Genomic DNA, 17,013 nt, shown 5'->3' with positions numbered 1-17,013 from the left:
CGCGGATACGCCCACAACCACGGCGCCGCCCTCTTTCCCTAGACGACAGCCGGTTCCGGGGCGGCTGTCTTCGCGCGCACCCGGGGCACGAGGGCCGTGAGGCCCAGCCCGATCACCGCGGCGACGGCCGCCACCGCGAACGTCGTGCGGAAGCCCGTGAGAGAAGGGACGGTCAGCCCGCCGACGGTGATGGTCAAGCTCGCGAGCAGCGTGGCCATCACCGCGCTGGACGTCGAGGTGCCGACCGACCGCATGAGGGAGTTGAGACCGTTGGCGGACGCGGTTTCCGTCACCGGCACCGAACCCATGATGAGCGCGGGCATGGCGGCGTAGGCGATGCCGACGCCCGCACCGATGATCACGGACGCGGTGATGAGCTCGACGACGTTGTCCATCAGCAGGATCGCGAAGACGTAACCGATCGCGATCACGATCGACCCGGTCATGAGGGTGACGCGTGCGCCGTAGCGGTTGGTCAGGCGCGCGGAGACAGGTGACAGGGCCATCATGACCAGGCCGTTGGGCGCGAGGCAGAGGCCGGCCTGCACCATCGTCTGGCCGAGTCCGTAGCCGGTGGCCGACGGTGCCTGCAGCAGCTGCGGGAAGGACAATGCCATGGCGTACATGGAAAACCCGACGAGGATCGACGCCAGGTTCGTGAACAGCACCGGCCGCCGCGCCGACACGCGCAGGTCCACGAGCGGGTCCCGGCGGCGCAGCTGGTACCAGCCCCACCCGAGCAGCACGACGACGGCCGCGGCCGCGCTGCCGAGCGTGCCGGCGCTGCCCCAGCCCCATTCGCCGCCCTTGACGATCGGCAACAGCAGGCACGTCAGCCCGACGACCAGGCCGAACGCCCCCAGGTAGTCGAACGGCGCGGGCGTGTGCACGGGCGATTCGCCGACGTAGCGCAGGATCAGCGCCGCACACACCACACCGAGCGCGGCGGCGCTCCAGAACAGCACGTGCCAGTCGGCGTTCTGCGCCACGACCGCCGCCAGCGGCAGGCCGATCGCGCCGCCGACACCCAGCGTCGCGCTCATCAACGCGACCGCGCCGCTCACGCGCTCGGGCGGCAGCTCGTCGCGCATGATGCTGATCCCCAGCGGGATCACGCCCATCGCGCAGCCCTGCAGCCCGCGGCCGACGACCATCAGCGCCAGCGAGCTCGTCAGCGCCGAGATCACCGAGCCGGCGACCAGCACGGCCAGGCTCGCGAGCAGCACGCGCCGCTTGCCGTAGAGGTCCCCGAGCCGCCCCGCGACGGGCGTGATGATCGCGCCCGCCAGCAACGTCACGGTGACGACCCACGACGCGTCGGTCGCGGATGCGTTGAGCAGCTTCGGAAACGCCGGGATGAGCGGCACCACCAACGTCTGCATGAAGGACGCGACAAGGCCGCACGAAGCGAGCACAGGAACGATCGCTCGTCCGCTTGTCTGAGCCACGTTGTGCCCCCGGTTCAGTCGTACGCCGTACCGGAAGGAACGCTACCGCTTAGACCGGCCTCGAAGGGAGGTACGTGATTGATCCGACTTACCGGATTGGGCTGAACGGAGCAGTCATTCCGGACAACGGCGGATCAGGGCCAGGTACCGTCGCCGCCGGAGCAGTAAAACAATGACGCGCCCGCGTCACCGTCCGCCGGGGACAGCGCTCAGGCGGGCCAACTGTTCCCGCAGCGCCACCGGATCGACCGAGACGATCCCCTCGCCCGCGTCCACCGGAACCAGCAGGCCGTCCGGTGGATCGGGGAGGTGGCCGAGGTCGTGGATGGCGTCGTCGATCCAGACCCACGGACGGCCGGCCGCGTAGGCGCGGATGGCGCCCAGCTTGCGGAACTGCACCGGCAGGAACGGCCACGGCTCGGCGGGCAGATCGAGCACCTCGCGCAACGCGGGATGGGCGTTGTGGGACCACGAGCTCGCCCACACCACATCGAACTCCTCGGCCAGCTGTCGCAGCACGGCGGACGCACCGACCGGGATGCTGATCGGCCTGGCCCAGCGGTGGCCGTAGGTGTGGACGACCGTCTCCACGACCGGCACCTTCGGGTCGTCCAGCGCGAGCACGCCGTCGACCTCCACGACCGCGATCGGGCGTGAGCTCACGATTTCCTCCTACAGGTCGAGAACCAGCCGCGGCGACGTGCAGCGGGACACGCAGATGAACATCGTGTCGCCGGCTTCCCGTTCCGCGTCGGTGAGCACGGAGTCGCGGTGGTCGAGATCGCCCTCGAGCACCCCGGTTTCGCAGGTGCCGCAGATGCCGTCCTCGCAGGAGTACGCGACGGGCAACCCGGCTTCCTCCAGCACCGACAGCACGCTGCGGCCGGGACCGACGGTCACGGTCAGCCCCGAGCGTGCGCAGACGACCTCGAACGGGCCCGCCGGCCGCGGCGGGCCCGGTGGCCGCGCGGCGAAGCGTTCCAGCCGCAGCTGCCGCCCGTGCTCCGCGCACCGCTTTTCGACCGCCGCCAGCAACGGTTCCGGGCCGCAGCAGTAGACGAGAGTGTCCGAAGTGGTCTCTTCCAGCGCCTCGTCGAGGTCCAGCAGCCCGAACTCGTCCTCGGGACGAACGAGGACCGCCGGGCCGAGACCCTCGAGAACGTCCAGGAACGCCATCGACGCGCGCCGCCTGCCGCCGTACACCAGCCGCCACCGCGCTCGGGACGCGGCCACCTCCGCGATCATCGGCAGCAACGGCGTGATGCCGATCCCGCCCGCCAGGAACAGGTAAGCCGGTGCGTCGGCCAGCTCGAAGTTGTTCCTGGGCGCGGAGACCGTCACCAGTGCGCCGGGACGCAGTCGCGTGTGGACGAACTCGGAGCCGCCGCGGCCCGCGGGGTCGCGCGACACGGCGATCTTCGCCGTCCGCAGATCACCCGGGTCACCGCACAGCGAATAGCTGCGCCGCAGTCCCGGGCCGAGGTCGAGGTCGAGGTGCGCGCCCGGCGTCCACGCGGGCACGGGCGCACCGCCGGGATCCGCCAGCAGCAGGGAGAGCACACCGTCCGCCTCCCACGTCATGCTCACCACCCGCAGCTCCGTCACGGGGTGGCCCCGGCTTCCGCCGGCACGCCGTCGAAGTAGCTTCCGGCCACGACGTGGTAGGTCGTGGTCTCGCCCTCGCGTACGACACCGACCGGGTCGTGGCCGTCGGCGACCGCCTTGATCTGCTTGGCCATCATGCGCCGCAGCATCGCGACACCCTGGTCGGTCGTCGTCAGGAACTCGCGCGAGTGCACGGCGATCGCGCCCTGCGATTTCTGTGCCTCGTAGTCGCCGGGGTAGCGCTGGTGCTCGTCTTCGGTGAGCTCGTGCCAGAACTGGTCGTCGCCCAGCTTCAGGCCCTCGGTGCGCAGGTAGCCGGGGTCGGCGGCCCGGAACAACGTGAAGACCTTGAAGTGCGTGTCGTCGAACGGCACCGCCCACCCGACGATCGTCGTCGGCCCCAGCACCTGCAGGCGCGGCCCCGGGATCAGCCGGACGTTCGGGAAGACCACGTCGGTCAGCCGCGTGAGCACGCGGCCGCCGGGAAAATCGCGCAGCGCCGTGACGCGCACGCCCTGCTCGGTGTAGGAAAACGTGCATTCGGGCAGCGCCGCCATCTCCGGGATGAACTGGTTGCCGGAGAAGCGCGCGTGCAGGATGGGGATGTGGAACGGGTCCATCACGTTTTCCCAGTGCTGGAGCCAGTTGAAGTCCACTTCGGCCGGTCCGCCGGCGCCGAAGCTCTTGTCGTCGGCATACACGGCTTCACCTTCGCCGAGGTTCTCCAGCACGTCGTAGACGGGGAACGCGGGTTTGCGATCCGGCGGGCCCAGGTAGGCGAAGATGAGCCCGTGGTACTCCTTCAGCGGGTACCACGGCTGGCGCACACGGTCGCGGTGGCGGCCCAGCTCCGGTTCGCACGGCTGCTCGAGACAGTGCCCCTCGGTGTCGAAGACCCAGCCGTGGTAGCAGCAGCGAATGCCGTTTTCCTCGACGCCGCCGTAGAACAGCGACGCGCCCCGGTGCGCGCAGTCCGGCGCCAGCAGGCCGGGCGCCCCGCGGCGGGTGCGGAAGAGCACGAGATCCTCGCCGAGGATCCGCAGCCGTTGGGGGGTCGTGGTGGCGTCGGCCGACAGTGCGACCGGCTGCCAGTAGCGGCGCAGAACCTCGCCGTACGGCGTGCCGGGTCCGACCTGGGCCAGCTCCAGCAGGGACTGCCCGGGCCGGCGTCCGTAGGCGGTGCCGACGTCCATGGGAACTCCTCGCTCGTGGTGGTGAAAACCCACTCAAGCGCCCGGGAACGCCGCCGCTCAACGGCGACTCCGATCAATGGAGTGCCGGCCGGTCCGGCCACATGCGCGTCGGCCTCGCGGGCACCGGCGAACGCAACGCCCGCCCGATCCCGTGCGCCGCCGCGAGCAGCGCCGGCACCAGCGCCATCGGCTGGATGCCCTTCGTCGGGGCGACCACGCCGATCGCCGCCACCACGGCACCGTCGCGGCCGGTCACCGGCACCGCGACGCTCACCGCCCGTGAGCTCACGAACCCGTCGCACACGACATAGCCGTGCTTGCGTGCGTACGCCCACAGCCGCCGTAGCTCACCCGGCTCGGTCGGGGTCTTGTCGTTGAACCGCGCCAGCGGTCCCGCGAGCACTTCGTCCCTCAGCTCGGCACCCGCGTGCGCCATCAGCACCGCGCCCGCGGCCACGACGTGCGCGGGCACCCGCCGTCCGGCGTGCAGGATCAGCTCCTTCAGCACGTTGCGGGCCTTCAGCCACTCGACCACGAGCACGTCCTTGCCCTCCAGCACGCTCAGCTGCGTGTGCTGGAGGGTCGCGACGTGCACGTCCTCCAGGTACGGCATCGCGGCCTCGCGCAGATCCAGCGCGCGGGCCCCCAGCGCGGCCAGCTCCCACAGGTGCAGTCCGATCCGGACCCGGTGGTCCTCGGCGCGCTCCAGGAACCCGACCTCGAGCAGCTGCGCCACGAGCCGGTGCACCGTCGGCACCGGCAGGCCCGCCTTCCGCGCGATCTCGGCGACCGTCAGGACCCGATGCTCCTCGTCGAACGCCTCCAGCACGCGCGCACCTCTGGCGAGCACCGACTCGCCCGTCGTCCAGCGCGCCACCGTGCCTCCGCGTTCCCGTGTGCCTGCGGTTCCGGCCGCCGCCGGAAGGACTCGCTTCCCGCCACTCATGATGACCGATTTCGGGCACCGCGGTCCGCCGCCCGACGGGCCCGCCCCATCCGGCCGCGTCCGGACGGGGCGCGCGGTACTGTGTCGACGGGCCGGGGAGCGCCCGGAACGACGGAGGCGACGGGGGCCAAGTACGTGGGGATTTTCGACAAGATCCGCGGCGAGTTCATCGACATCATCGAGTGGACCGACGACAGTCGTGACACGATCGTGTGGCGTTTCCCGCGCTACGAGAACGAGATCAAGATGGGCGCCAAGCTCACCGTCCGCGAATCGCAGGCGGCGGTCTTCGTCAACGAGGGCCAGGTCGCCGACGCCTACGCCCCGGGCATGCACACGCTGCAGACGCAGAACATGCCGATCATGTCCACGCTCAAGGGCTGGAAGTACGGGTTCAACTCGCCGTTCAAGGCCGAGGTCTACTTCGTCAGCACCCGGCAGTTCACCGACCTCAAGTGGGGCACGCAGAACCCGATCATCCTGCGCGACCCGGAGTTCGGCATGGTCCGGCTCCGCGCGTTCGGCGGATACGCGGTGCGCGTCGTCGAGCCGGTCGCGCTGCTCAAGGAGCTCGCGGGCACCGACCCGCAGTTCCGCACCGAGGAGGTCTCCGAGTACCTCCGGCAGATGATCATCGGCAAGCTTGGCCCCGCCATCGCCGCGGCCAAGGTGCCGATGCTCGACCTCGTCACCCAGCAGGACCGGATCGGCGGCGCGATCGCCAACGCGCTCAACCTCGAACTGCACGCCAACGGCATCGAGATCTCGAAGTTCATCATCGAGAACATCTCGGTCCCGCCCGAGGTCGAGGCCGCAATGGACAAGCGGACCCAGATGGGCGTGGTCGGCGATCTCGACCAGTACACGAAGTTCCAGTCCGCCAACGCGATCGAGGCGGCCGCGAACAACCAGGGCGGCGCGGGTGAAGGCCTGGGCATCGGCCTCGGCATGGCGCTCGGCCAGCGCGCCGCGGGGCCGCAGGGCGCGCCACAGCAGTACCAGCAGCCGCAGCAGTACCAACAGCCCCAGTACCAGCAGCAGCCGCAGCAGTACCAGCAGCAGCCGCCGTCCGCGCCGACGCCGCAGATGCCGCCGCCGCTGCCGCAGTCCGAGCAGTGGTTCGTCGGGGCCAACGGTCAGCAGCTCGGCCCGTTCGACCGGAGCCAGCTCGGGCAGCAGATCTCCTCGGGCACCCTGACCCGGGAGACCCTCGTGTGGAAGTCCGGAATGCCGCAATGGACGCCGGCCGCGCAGGTGCCGGAGGTCTCGCCGCTGTTCGGCGCGACCCCGCCGCCGCTGCCGCCGCAGTCCTGAGCCGTCCTGACTCGTCCAGCGGAGGGGAGCCGCCATGACCAACCCGAACTACCCGCACCACGGCCCGATGCCGAGCGGGCCCATGCCCGGTAGCCCGATGCCCGGTGGTCCGCTGCCGAGCGGACCGATGCCTGGCGCACCCATGCCAGGTGGCCCGATGCCGAACGGCGCCATGCCCGGCGGACCGGCGTCCGGTGGCCCGATGCCGAGCGGACCGATGCCCGGGGCACCCATGCCGGGTGGCCCGATGCCCGGCGGACCCATGCCGGGCGCACCAATGCCAGGCGGACCCGTGCCCGGCGGTCCCGTGCAGTCCGGTCCGCCACCCGCGTTCGCGCCGGCGCACACCGCCGCGAGCACCTACCCGTGCGGCGGCTGCGGCGCCCGCCTGGAGTTCGCGCCGGGGTCGACGTCGATGCAGTGCCCGTACTGCGGGTACCGCCAGGAGATCACGGCGGGCGACCGGCAGATCCGCGAGATCGCGTTCGCCGAGCTGACCGACCTGGCCCGCAAACCGGTGGCCACGATCGGCCAGTACGTCTTCAAGTGCCAGCGCTGCGGCGCCACCACCGAGACGAACGAAACCGCCAGTCTGTGCCAGTTCTGCGGTGCCCCCTTGGTGATCGACGCGCACGCGTCCGGGCAGCTCGTGCCCGAAGGCGTGCTGCCGTTCCAGTTCGACAAGGGCGCGGTGAGCACGCACCTGAAGAAGTGGACGAACTCGCGCTGGTTCGCGCCGAACGCGCTGAAGAAGGTCGGCACGGCCGAGTCGACCAAGAGCACCTACATCCCGCACTGGACCTACGATTCGCAGACGGACACCGTCTACTCCGGACAGCGCGGCGAGCACTACTGGGTCACCGAGACCTACTACGACAACGGGCAGCAGAAGACCCGCCGGGTGCGGCACACGCGCTGGTATCCGGCGGGCGGCCAGGTCGCCCGGTTCTTCGACGACGTGCTGGTGCCGGGCAGTACCCAGCTGCCGGCCAAGGAGCTCGACAAGCTCGCGCCGTGGCCGCTGGAGCAGGCCGAGCCGTATCAGCCGCAGTTCCTCGCCGGGCATTTCGCGCTGCGCTACGACATCGAGGCCGAAACCGGCTTCGAGGAGGCGAAGCGCCGCATGACGCCGGTCATCGAGGACGACTGCCGCCACGACATCGGCGGCGACGAGCAGCGTGTGCAGTCGATGAACACGCAGCACCGCGACGTCACCTTCAAACTGATGCTGCTCCCGGTCTGGGTCGCCACCTACGTCTACGCCGGCAAGAACTGGCGAATCCTCGTCAACGGCCGCACCGGCGAAGTCCAGGGTCAACGGCCCTACAGCAAGGCGAAGATCGCCATCGCGGCCCTCATCGCGCTGATCGTCGTCGCGGCGATCGTCTACTTCGTCGCGATCCGGGGCCACAGCAGCGGATCGACGCATTCGTCGACCACCCACTCGACGACGACTCACCACACCACGGTGACGCACCACCATTGACGCAGGCGCACCGGGAATCAGCTCGCGGGGCGGGCGATCCAGGTGAGGACCCCGCCGTGGCCGGAGCAGGTGCCGGAGCGGTGCTGGCTGTAGCTGTAGCTGCCGTCTTTGCACTTGGCGGTCGCACCGGCGGGGTTGGACGACGGGCGGTGGACGCACACGCCGGACGAATTGCGGTAGTAGTCGGCGCTGCAGGCAGTCGAGTTGGTTTTCGGCGGCGCCGCGGTGGTTTTCGGAGTGGTTTTGGCTTTCGCCGTGGTTTTCGGAGCCGTGGTTTTCGCAGCTGTGGTTTCCGGTGTGACGTAAGCCGGCACCGAAGTGGTCGAAACGGGCGAATCGGTCGTCGTCGGCGTCGCGGAAGTGCTTTCCGGCAACGCAGAACTGCTCGGAGCCGAGGTCGTGGTGGCCGGCACGACGACACCGGTGTTCCCGGTCGGCGCCGGTGCCGCCCCGCAGCCCGCGACCAGCAGTCCGGCAGCCAGCACCATTCCTTGCCGGGCCACGAAAGCGACCCGGCGACAGACCACGTGTCAGCCGCCGACCTGACTCGCGGCCGTGCGGGCGCGCCTCATGAACTGCCGGTAAGCCCCGTTCCGGAAGGTCTTGAGAGGTCTGGACACCTTTTCCGGGTTGTCACGGCGCCGATTCCCCGAGGAAGATGTGGCGCGTGCGAAAACGAGCTGTGGTGGCCGGGGGCGGCGTCGTCGGGCTGACGACGGGGCTCGCGCTCCGGCAGGCGGGGTTCGAAACTCTGGTGTGCGAACAGGAATCCGAGATCCGCGGGGTCGGCGCCGCGCTGGGGCTGTGGGCCAACGCGCTCGCGGTGTTCGACCGGCTCGGCGTGGGTGGCACCATCCGGGCGGCCGGCGCGCCGAGCGCGATCCGCTACCAGGACCCGGCCGGGCAGGTCATGGACGAGTACTACGGCGACCTCGCCGACGTCGACTACCTCATGGTCACCCGCCAGCGCCTCAACGAGCTGCTCGCCGCCGCGCTGAGCGCCGACGAACTGCGCACCGGCGCCTGCGTGACCGGCTACCGGGACCACGATGACGGCGTCACCGTGGAGTTCGCCGACGGTTCCACCGAGGAAGCCGACCTCCTCGTCGGCGCCGACGGCGTGTACTCACGCGTCCGCGAGCAGCTCTCCCCCGGCTCGGCCGCGCAGGAGTACCCGGGCCACCTGGCGTGGCGCGGGATCGTCGCGGAGAGCGCGATCCCGGAGATCACCGTGGAACGCTTCGTCGTCGGCCGCGAACGCACCCGCGGCGGTGTGGTCCGCAGCGGCGGCGGCACGGCGTTCTGGGTCCTCGCGCAGCTGGGTTCGCCGCCCACCACGCGGTCCGCGAAGGAGGAAGCCCTCGCCCGCGTCCCCCACCTCTACGACGGCGGCTGGCCGTTCCCCCTGCGCGAAGCCATCGACGCGACGCCGGAGGACCGCGTGGTCAGCAACCGCGTGATGGCGCTGCCCCTGCAGTCCCGCTGGGTCTCCGCCCACGTCGCCCTCGCCGGCGACTCGGCGCACGCCGTGTCCCCGCACATCACGTCGGGCGCGTCCCTGGGCATCGAGGACGCGCTGGTGCTCGCCGACCACCTCACGCAGGCGGACGTCCCCGCCGCGTTGCGCGCATACGAAGCCGATCGGCTCCCGCGTTACGCCGAGGTCTACCGCTGGGTCGACGAGGTCGCCGCGGCCGCCGACGAACCCCACTTGTACGCCAAGGAGTTCTTCGACTTCGTCAGGTGGATGCTCGGCCGATGAGTTTTCGGGCGCCCGGCAGTCAGTACGGGCACACCGAAAACGAACGGAGGCCCCCATGGGCAACGTGCGCTGGCACCTGATGATGTCGCTCGACGGCTTCGCCGCCGGCCCCGACCACTCGATGGACTGGATGGCCGGCACCAAAGTCGACCCCGCCACCCACCACGACGCCATCTCCACCCTCGGCGCCGTCCTCGGCGGCCGCCGCGGCTACGACGCCCTCGCGCAGCAATTCCCCGGCCAAGCAAGCCGCCAACCCTACGGCGGCGCGTGGACCGGCCCGGTGTTCGTGCTCACCCACCATCGCGAAGACGCGGCGCCGGACGACGGCATCACCTTCCTCGACTGCGGTTTGGCCGAGGCCGTCGAGATCGGCCTGGCCGCCGCGAAAGGCAAGGACCTGGAGATCCACAGCCAGGACATCGCCCGCCAATGCCTCGAACTCGGCCTGATCGACGAGTTCCGCGTGCACCTGGCCCCCGTGATGCTCGGCTCGGGCGTACGCCTCTTCGACAGCCCAGGCACGCCGCCCGTCCGCTGGGCCCGCATCCACGACGGCGACCCGGCGCTGGCGGTGGATCTCCGGTACCGCCCGCTGAGGTGAGCCGTGGCCGCCGACCCACGTTCAAGTCCGCGCGGCTCGACGAAGGCGCTGAACTCGGCTGCGCCAGGCACCGCTGGAAACCACCCCGCCAGGAGCCCGCCAGCGGATGATCTGCCTGATCGACTACGCGCTCGGTCCGCTACTGGCCTTCCGAGTAACTCTCACGAATCCGCCGGGCACCAAGCGTCCGACGTGCGCCCCGCCGCCATGCCGCAGAAGCCCTGCAGCCCACGCACGACCTCGCCGCCCTCGACGCGCAGTACGGACACGGGCTTGGCTTCCGGGACGTGGCGGCCGATGTCGCCGCCGTAGTCGATGGTGCCGCTGACGCCTTCGATGTATTTGTTCGTCTGGTGGTCGTCGGGGCGGGAGGTGTGGATGGCGGTGATCTCGCGCCACACCGCTCCCGGTGTCACGGGGATGTCGGCGGACGTCTCGCGCAGGTAGGCCGTCGCCGTGATCATCACCAAGGCGGCGTCGTAGGACAGGGCGGCGTGGCCGTCGAAGGAACGGCCGCGTTCCGTTTGCTCGAACGGGAACAGTGTTCGGTCCAAAGTGGTGTAGAAGTCCCGCGCCAGGCCTTGCGGGTCGGTCGCCGGTTCGCTGGCGAAGGACAGGTAGTAGTACGGCAGCGCCCGGTTCTGCTCGCGCGCCACCTGGTCCGCCACATATCGGGACACGTCGTCGTCGCCGATGATCGTGGCGGTGCTGCCGCACTGGGCGGCGCCGGTGGCGAAGTCGCCGAAGTCCGGGACGCCGCGGCCGGCGAAGAGGACGAAACCGTTGTAGGAGCAGGTGTCCCGGCCGGCCGCGGCGGCGTTGCCGACGAGGCGCTCGCCGTAGCGGTCGTGTGACGACGGGGCCTGCTGGCCGCCATCGGGCGTGAAAGCCCTGGCCTCGACCGAGAAGCCCTTGTCCGCGAACGACTTCATGACGTCGTCGCGCAAATTGGTGCTGTAGGTGTCGGAGTCGTCGTCCGAGTAGTACACGCGCAAGACCTTCGGACCCGGCCGGGTGGCAGCGAAAGCCGCGGCCACCGCGGCCTCACGACGGTTCTGCGGCGCCACCTGGAAATACACCGGGTTCTGGTCGGCGAGGCCGTCGGCCGACAACGTCGAAGCCACCACCGGCAGGCCGGCGTCGCCGAGGGCGCGGATGGTCTGCTGCGTCGGCAGGCTGCTCATGTCCAGCCCCACCACGCCGACGATGCTCCGGTCCTGCTCGGCCATCCGGCTCAGCTGCCGCGCGACGGCCACGCCCTGCCGCATCCCGAGGCCGCCGTTCGCCACGAGCACGCGCACGATCGGCTCGGCCGTCGCCGTCGCGGTGAGCTGCCGGAGCTGCGCGACCGCGACCCCTTCCAGCGACTCGCGTTCGGCGGTGAGACCTTCGGCGGTGCCGTTGGGCGACGTCAGCGCTTCGAGGTCGACGAGCGTGATGTACGGCCGTTCCGGGTGCGCGCCGTGCAGCTCGGCCGCGCGCCGGTTCTGGTCCGTGATCACGGAAAGCACCTGCCGGATGGTGTCGTCGGCCGGCTGGTACACCGAGAACGAGCCGTCGGAGATCCCCACGCACTCGGTGCCCGTCCACGTGAGCCACTCGCTCGACGTGCCGCAGTGACTGGTCCGGTAGTCCTGGTACCGCACGCCGACGAAACTCGCCACCAGCGCGACGATCAGCAGCGGCACCCCCAGCCGCATCCACCGCGTCGCCCACCACGGCGGACTCGACTGCCTGCGGCGCAACACATACGTGTCCCCCAGCGACTGCAAGTGCTTGCGCGCCCGGCTCTGCTGCTCCGGCGTGCCCGGGTCGAGGCCGATCGGCAGGTACCACGCGGCGGCGTCGCGGGCGCGGCGGTCGCGGAGCAGCTCGTGCTGCCACGAGCGGTAGGCGTCACCCGCGTCGGCCGCGGTCCACCGTGGACGGTCCTGGCTCGGCCGGTCGTCCGGGGGCGGCGCGTCGCTCGTGCTGACCACCAGCAGCGGGTCGAACAGGCCGGTCTGGTTGCGCACGTCGTTGATGAGCTCCAGCAGCCGGTAGCCGCCGTTGGTGGTGGTGACGTGGTCGAGCAGCAGCACGGGATAGGTCATGCGCCGGCGCCGGAAGAACTGCCGCCGGTAGCCGCGGCGCAGGTCTTCGAGGAACGCGTTGACCAGCAGCCGCGCGACGAACTCCGGCGACTCCTGCTGCCACTCGCCGTCGGTGAGGCGCACCGCGAAGCGCACGAAGCTGCCCGACATCTCCGGCGCGAGGTGCGGCTGGCGCAGGAACCACCGGTACCGCCCGGAAAGCAGCGGCACGCGGCCGGTGACGGCGAGCCGGAACGTCGCCATCGTCAGCAACCGCAGCACCAGCAACGGGTACTTCCACGCGTCGTTGGACGGCACCAGCTCCTTGCCGACGTTCTCGATCGCCGACCGGAACCGCACCAGCAGGCCGTTGTCCTGCAGCTTCCGCAGCAACGTCCGCTCCGGCGGATCCGACGCGGGCAGCTTCTCGGCCATCAGCTGCACGACGAGCGTGAACAGCCCGAACCTGAGGCCGGAACCCCGCGAACGCGGGCTGCGCAGCAGTTCGGTGCGCGCTTCCCACAGGATGTCGCGGATCGCGTGGACGCTCGCCTCGGTCGCGGGACCCTCGGCGTCTTTGCGCTGGTCGAGCGGCAGGTACGCGTACCGCACGCCGCCGCTGGGCCGCGCCGTGCCCAGGCGCCGCTTGAACTCCTCGAGCACACCCTCGGCCGGCCCCACCAGGCACACCATCGGCAAACCCTTGCGGCCCGCGCGTTCCTGCTGGTAGCCCGGCTCCCACTCGACGTTCGCCGCGTGCAACGACCGCGGCAGATCCCCCATCCGCGGCCGTTGGTACAGCGCGCCGACGAGCTTCACCAGCTTGTCGGACCCCGCGAACGCGAGCGGGTCGCGCTCCTCGGTGGGCGTCGTCGTGGTCATGAACCAGTTTCACATGCCAGCACGGGAGGGCTCCCGGCATTTCTGCCGTCACCTACCGAATGGTCTAGTCAGCGGGCCACTCGTAGGACAACTCGTAGCGATCCGCGGCCAGCACCATGTCGTTCATCTCGAGCGGCGTCCCGTCGGTCCCGTAGGCCACCCTCGTGACGGTGATGACGGGGACACCATCGGCGAGCTGCAACAACGACGTCTCACCCGGCGACGGCATCCGCGCCCCGACCTGTTCGGTGAACGAGCCGAGCCGGTGCCCGGCATCCTCCAGTCGCGCGTACGTGCCGCCAGGCCCGGTGTCGGGATCTTCGATAACGGTGCCGCGGGTCAGTTCACGAGGCAACCTCGACACCGCGAGCTGAACAACCAGATCATCGGCGCGCATCACGCGATCCCGAACGGTCACTTCGTCACCCTCGGCGATCCCAAGCCTCGTGGCGGCTCTGGCGTCCGCACGCTCGAACCGGACCTCGACCGACGCGGAGGGAGTGAGCCCGCGCGCTGTGGCATCCGCGCGGAAGGCTCCGCGGTCGCTTTGCCGAGCAGCGCGCGACAGCCGAGTGGTCGCCACTCGTTCCTGCACCAGTGCCGGCGGCCGGACGAACACTCCACGTCCGTGCTCGGAGGTCACCAGACCTTCGGAGCGCAGCATGTTCACCGCTTCGCGAACGGTCGGCCGCGACACACCGTAAGTGTCGACCAACTCGCGCTCGCTGGGCAACTGCTCACCCGGCGCGTATTCACCCGCCGCGATCTTGTCGCGCAGATCCCCGGCGACCTGCCGAAACGCAGGTATGCCGCTTCTGCGATCCACCATGCCACCATTCTTGCACTCATCAACTTGTCTTGACCAGTTGCCCTGCGGTATGTCACCGTAGCGCAACTCGTCAGGACAAGTCGCTGGATGGTGAACCATGGATTCGTTGACCGAGCAGATCGAGGTGGCGCGGACGCGGCTGGAGGAAATCCGCTACTCCCGCGGCTGGACTCTCTCGAACATCCAGGAGATGACCGGCCTCCCGAACCGCGTCACCGCCGCCCGCTGGTGGTTCCGCGCCCCGCACTCGAAGGGCCTGCACCGGCTCGCCGACTACGCCCGCGAACTCGGCTACGGCATCCGCCTGCTGATCGTGGAGGACGACCCCGCCGAACGCCCCCTGCCCTGGCGCGAACGCATGCCCCACACCGACTTCACGACCCCCGACCCCGACGCGGACGCCATGGCCGAACCCCGTCGCCTGCAAGAGAAGTTGCGCCACGCCCGTATGGCCGCCGGCCGCTCCCGCACCGACCTCGCCGACGCCCTCGACGCCAGTCCCCTCCACATCTGGTGCCTGGAGTACAGCCCGACCGTCCACGACTTGGCGTTGTGCGAGTTCCTGATGTACGCCCGTTTCCTCGGCTACACCATCCGGCTGGATCTGGTGCCCGAGCACGACTCCGTACGCGAAAGCCAGAGGGGCTCTTCCCCGGAAGAATCCGGGAAAGAGCCCCTCTCGGTCAGCGCCTAGAACTTATTCGTAGATCTCACCCTTGGCGGCCTTCGCCACCAGCGACTCCGGCGGCAGGAAGTGGTCGCCGTAGCGCGCGGCCAGTTCGCGGGAGCGGTCGACGAAGCCCTGCAGGCCGCCGGCGTACTGGTTGATGTACTGGATCACGCCACCGGTCCACGCGGGGAAGCCGATGCCGAAGATCGAGCCGATGTTGGCGTCGGCCACGGTGGTGAGCACGCCCTCGTCGAAGCACTTCACCGTTTCCAGGGCCTCGGCGAAGAGCATGCGCTCCTTGAGGTCCTCGAAGGGGACGTCGCCGGTGCCGGACTTGAAGGCGTCGCGCAGGCCGGGCCAGAGGCCGGTGCGCTTGCCGTTCTCGTCGTACTCGTAGAAGCCGGCGCCGGTGGAGCGGCCCTTGCGGTCGTACTCGTCGAGCATGCGGTCGATGACGGCCTCGGACGCGTGCGGCGTCCAGGTGCCACCGGCGGCCTCGACGGCGTTCTTCGTTTCGAGGCGGATCTTGCGCGGCAGCGTGAGCGTGAGCTCGTCCATCAGCTGCAGCGGCGGCGCCGGGTAGCCGGCCTGCGAACCCGCCTGCTCGATCGACGCCGGCTCGACGCCCTCGCCCAGCGCGGCGACGGCCTCGTTGATGAACGTGCCGATCACGCGCGAGGTGAAGAAGCCGCGGCTGTCGTTGACGACGATCGGGGTCTTCTTGATCTGCAGGGTGTAGTCGAAGACCTTCGCCAGCGTCGCGGGCGAGGTCTTCTCACCGCAGATGATCTCGACCAGCGGCATCTTGTCCACGGGCGAGAAGAAGTGGATCCCGATGAAGTCCTCGGTCCGCTTCACGCCCTCGGCGAGGGTGGTGATCGGCAGGGTCGAGGTGTTGGAACCCAGCACGGCGTCGGAGTTGACGACGCTCTCGATCTCGCCGAAGACCTTGTGCTTGAGCTCGACGCTCTCGAACACGGCCTCGATCACGAAGTCGACGCCGGCGAAGTCGGCCGCGTCGGCGGTCGGCTTGATCCGGGCCAGCAGCTCGTCGGACTTCTCCTGCGTGGTCTTGCCGCGCGAGAGGGCCTTCTCCTCCAGCTTGACGGCGTAACCCTTGCCCTTGTCGGCGGCTTCCTGCGAGACGTCCTTGAGCACGACGTCGATGCCGGCCTTCGCCGACACGTAGGCGATCGCCGCGCCCATCATCCCGGCACCCAGGACACCCACCTTGCGAGCGGTGTACTTCTCGAAGCCGTCCGGACGCGAGCCGCCCGAGTTGATCGACTGCAGGTCGAAGAAGAACGCCTTCGTCATGTTCTTCGAGACCTGACCGGTGGCCAGGCTGACGAAGTAGCGGGTCTCGACCTGGATCGCGGTGTCGAAGTCGACCTGCGCGCCCTCGATCGCCGCCGCCAGGATCGCGCGCGGCGCCGGCATCGGCGCGCCCTTGAGCTGCTTGCGCAGGTTCGCCGGGAACGCGGGCAGGTTCGCCGCGAAGCTCGGGTTCGACGGGGTGCCGCCCGGGATCTTGTAGCCCTTGACGTCCCACGGCTGCACGCCGCCCTCGGGGTTGGCCTTGATCCACGCCTTGGCGGCGGGCACCAGCTCCTCGACGGTGTCCACGACCTCGTGGACCAGGCCCAGCTCCAGCGCCTTGCGCGGCTTGTGGCGCGTGCCCTGCAGCAGCACGTTCAGCAGCGCGCTCTGGATGCCCAGCAGCCGAACGGTGCGCACGACACCGCCGCCACCGGGCAGCAGGCCCAGCGTGACCTCGGGCAGGCCGATCTGGCTGCCCTTCGCGTCGGCCGCGATGCGGTGGTGCGTCGCCAGCGCGATTTCGAGGCCACCGCCCAGAGCGGCGCCGTTGATCGCCGCGACGACCGGCTTGCCCAGCTGCTCGATGCGGCGCATCTGCGACTTCATCAGCGTGCTGGACGCGGTGAACGCCTCGGCCTGCTCCGGCTTGGCCTGGATCAGGTCGCGCAGGTCGCCACCGGCGAAGAACGTCTTCTTCGCAGACGTGATCACGACACCGGTGATGTCGTCCTTCTCCGCCTCCAGCCGGTCGACGGTCACGCCGAGCGACTCGCGGAACGCGGAGTTCATCGTGTTGGCCGACTGGTTCGGGTCGTCCAGCGTCAGCGTGACGATGCCGTCCGCGTCCTTCTCCCAGCGGATGGTCTTGCTCTCAGCCATTCT

The 17,013-nt window shown here is 70.0% G+C and carries 15 protein-coding genes; 5 read left to right on the top strand and 10 right to left on the bottom strand.

Annotation, left to right across the window (positions count from 1 at the left end; genetic code table 11):
* Window positions 1–38 precede the first annotated feature (38 nt).
* The 5 genes from ACFY1H_RS38765 to ACFY1H_RS38745 form a co-directional block, all read right to left on the bottom strand.
* Window positions 39–1,448, bottom strand: a complete 1,410-nt coding sequence (locus ACFY1H_RS38765; RefSeq protein WP_386954924.1) for an MFS transporter — start codon at window positions 1,446–1,448, stop codon at window positions 39–41.
* Between the two features lie 186 nt (window positions 1,449–1,634).
* Window positions 1,635–2,111 (bottom strand): hypothetical protein, encoded by a 477-nt coding sequence (locus ACFY1H_RS38760; protein WP_386954921.1) that lies wholly within the window; start codon window positions 2,109–2,111, stop codon window positions 1,635–1,637.
* Window positions 2,112–2,120: 9 nt separating this feature from the next.
* Window positions 2,121–3,029 carry a PDR/VanB family oxidoreductase gene (locus tag ACFY1H_RS38755; RefSeq protein ID WP_386955171.1) on the bottom strand — a complete coding sequence of 303 codons (909 nt, stop codon included), beginning with the start codon at window positions 3,027–3,029 and terminating at the stop codon, window positions 2,121–2,123.
* Between the two features lie 20 nt (window positions 3,030–3,049).
* Window positions 3,050–4,246, bottom strand: coding sequence for a Rieske 2Fe-2S domain-containing protein (locus tag ACFY1H_RS38750; RefSeq protein ID WP_386954918.1), 1,197 nt, complete (start codon window positions 4,244–4,246; stop codon window positions 3,050–3,052).
* A 73-nt stretch (window positions 4,247–4,319) separates the two neighbouring features.
* A complete protein-coding gene (locus ACFY1H_RS38745; protein ID WP_386954915.1) occupies window positions 4,320–5,123 on the bottom strand; it encodes an IclR family transcriptional regulator in 804 nt (267 codons plus the stop codon).
* Window positions 5,124–5,327: 204 nt separating this feature from the next.
* On the opposite strand from ACFY1H_RS38745, the gene ACFY1H_RS38740 reads away from it, so the two are divergent.
* On the top strand, window positions 5,328–6,506 hold the full coding sequence (locus tag ACFY1H_RS38740) for an SPFH domain-containing protein (protein WP_366579573.1): 1,179 nt from the start codon (window positions 5,328–5,330) through the stop codon (window positions 6,504–6,506).
* Window positions 6,507–6,554: 48 nt separating this feature from the next.
* On the opposite strand, the gene ACFY1H_RS38735 is transcribed toward ACFY1H_RS38740, so the two are convergent.
* Window positions 6,555–6,770: a hypothetical protein gene (locus ACFY1H_RS38735; RefSeq protein ID WP_386954912.1), complete on the bottom strand. Its 216-nt coding sequence runs from the start codon at window positions 6,768–6,770 to the stop codon at window positions 6,555–6,557.
* 28 nt (window positions 6,771–6,798) lie between these two features.
* Between ACFY1H_RS38735 and ACFY1H_RS38730 the strand changes: the two genes are divergently transcribed.
* Complete coding sequence (locus tag ACFY1H_RS38730; protein WP_386954909.1) at window positions 6,799–7,992, top strand: hypothetical protein; 1,194 nt, start codon at window positions 6,799–6,801, stop codon at window positions 7,990–7,992.
* Window positions 7,993–8,009: 17 nt separating this feature from the next.
* Here ACFY1H_RS38730 and ACFY1H_RS38725 read toward each other — a convergent pair whose 3' ends face one another.
* Window positions 8,010–8,405: a DUF3761 domain-containing protein gene (locus ACFY1H_RS38725; RefSeq protein WP_386954906.1), complete on the bottom strand. Its 396-nt coding sequence runs from the start codon at window positions 8,403–8,405 to the stop codon at window positions 8,010–8,012.
* A 254-nt stretch (window positions 8,406–8,659) separates the two neighbouring features.
* Between ACFY1H_RS38725 and ACFY1H_RS38720 the strand changes: the two genes are divergently transcribed.
* Entirely contained in the window at window positions 8,660–9,754 is a 1,095-nt protein-coding gene (locus tag ACFY1H_RS38720; RefSeq protein WP_386954903.1) for an FAD-dependent oxidoreductase, read from the top strand.
* Window positions 9,755–9,809: 55 nt separating this feature from the next.
* Window positions 9,810–10,358: a dihydrofolate reductase family protein gene (locus ACFY1H_RS38715; protein ID WP_386954900.1), complete on the top strand. Its 549-nt coding sequence runs from the start codon at window positions 9,810–9,812 to the stop codon at window positions 10,356–10,358.
* A 161-nt stretch (window positions 10,359–10,519) separates the two neighbouring features.
* On the opposite strand, the gene ACFY1H_RS38710 is transcribed toward ACFY1H_RS38715, so the two are convergent.
* Window positions 10,520–13,312: a hypothetical protein gene (locus ACFY1H_RS38710; protein WP_386954897.1), complete on the bottom strand. Its 2,793-nt coding sequence runs from the start codon at window positions 13,310–13,312 to the stop codon at window positions 10,520–10,522.
* Window positions 13,313–13,376: 64 nt separating this feature from the next.
* Window positions 13,377–14,141 carry a GntR family transcriptional regulator gene (locus ACFY1H_RS38705; RefSeq protein WP_386954895.1) on the bottom strand — a complete coding sequence of 255 codons (765 nt, stop codon included), beginning with the start codon at window positions 14,139–14,141 and terminating at the stop codon, window positions 13,377–13,379.
* A gap of 97 nt (window positions 14,142–14,238) precedes the next feature.
* On the opposite strand from ACFY1H_RS38705, the gene ACFY1H_RS38700 reads away from it, so the two are divergent.
* Complete coding sequence (locus tag ACFY1H_RS38700) at window positions 14,239–14,835, top strand: hypothetical protein (RefSeq protein WP_386954892.1); 597 nt, start codon at window positions 14,239–14,241, stop codon at window positions 14,833–14,835.
* A 3-nt stretch (window positions 14,836–14,838) separates the two neighbouring features.
* Here ACFY1H_RS38700 and ACFY1H_RS38695 read toward each other — a convergent pair whose 3' ends face one another.
* Window positions 14,839–17,010 (bottom strand): 3-hydroxyacyl-CoA dehydrogenase NAD-binding domain-containing protein, encoded by a 2,172-nt coding sequence (locus ACFY1H_RS38695; RefSeq protein WP_366579588.1) that lies wholly within the window; start codon window positions 17,008–17,010, stop codon window positions 14,839–14,841.
* Between the last annotated feature and the right edge of the window lie 3 nt (window positions 17,011–17,013).

The sequence above is a fragment of the Amycolatopsis sp. NPDC001319 genome (genome assembly GCF_042896185.1).
Taxonomy (GTDB): Bacteria; Actinomycetota; Actinomycetes; order Mycobacteriales; family Pseudonocardiaceae; genus Amycolatopsis.
The sequence above is the reverse complement of the archived record's forward strand: the minus strand, read 5'-3'. Positions and strand labels throughout refer to the sequence as shown.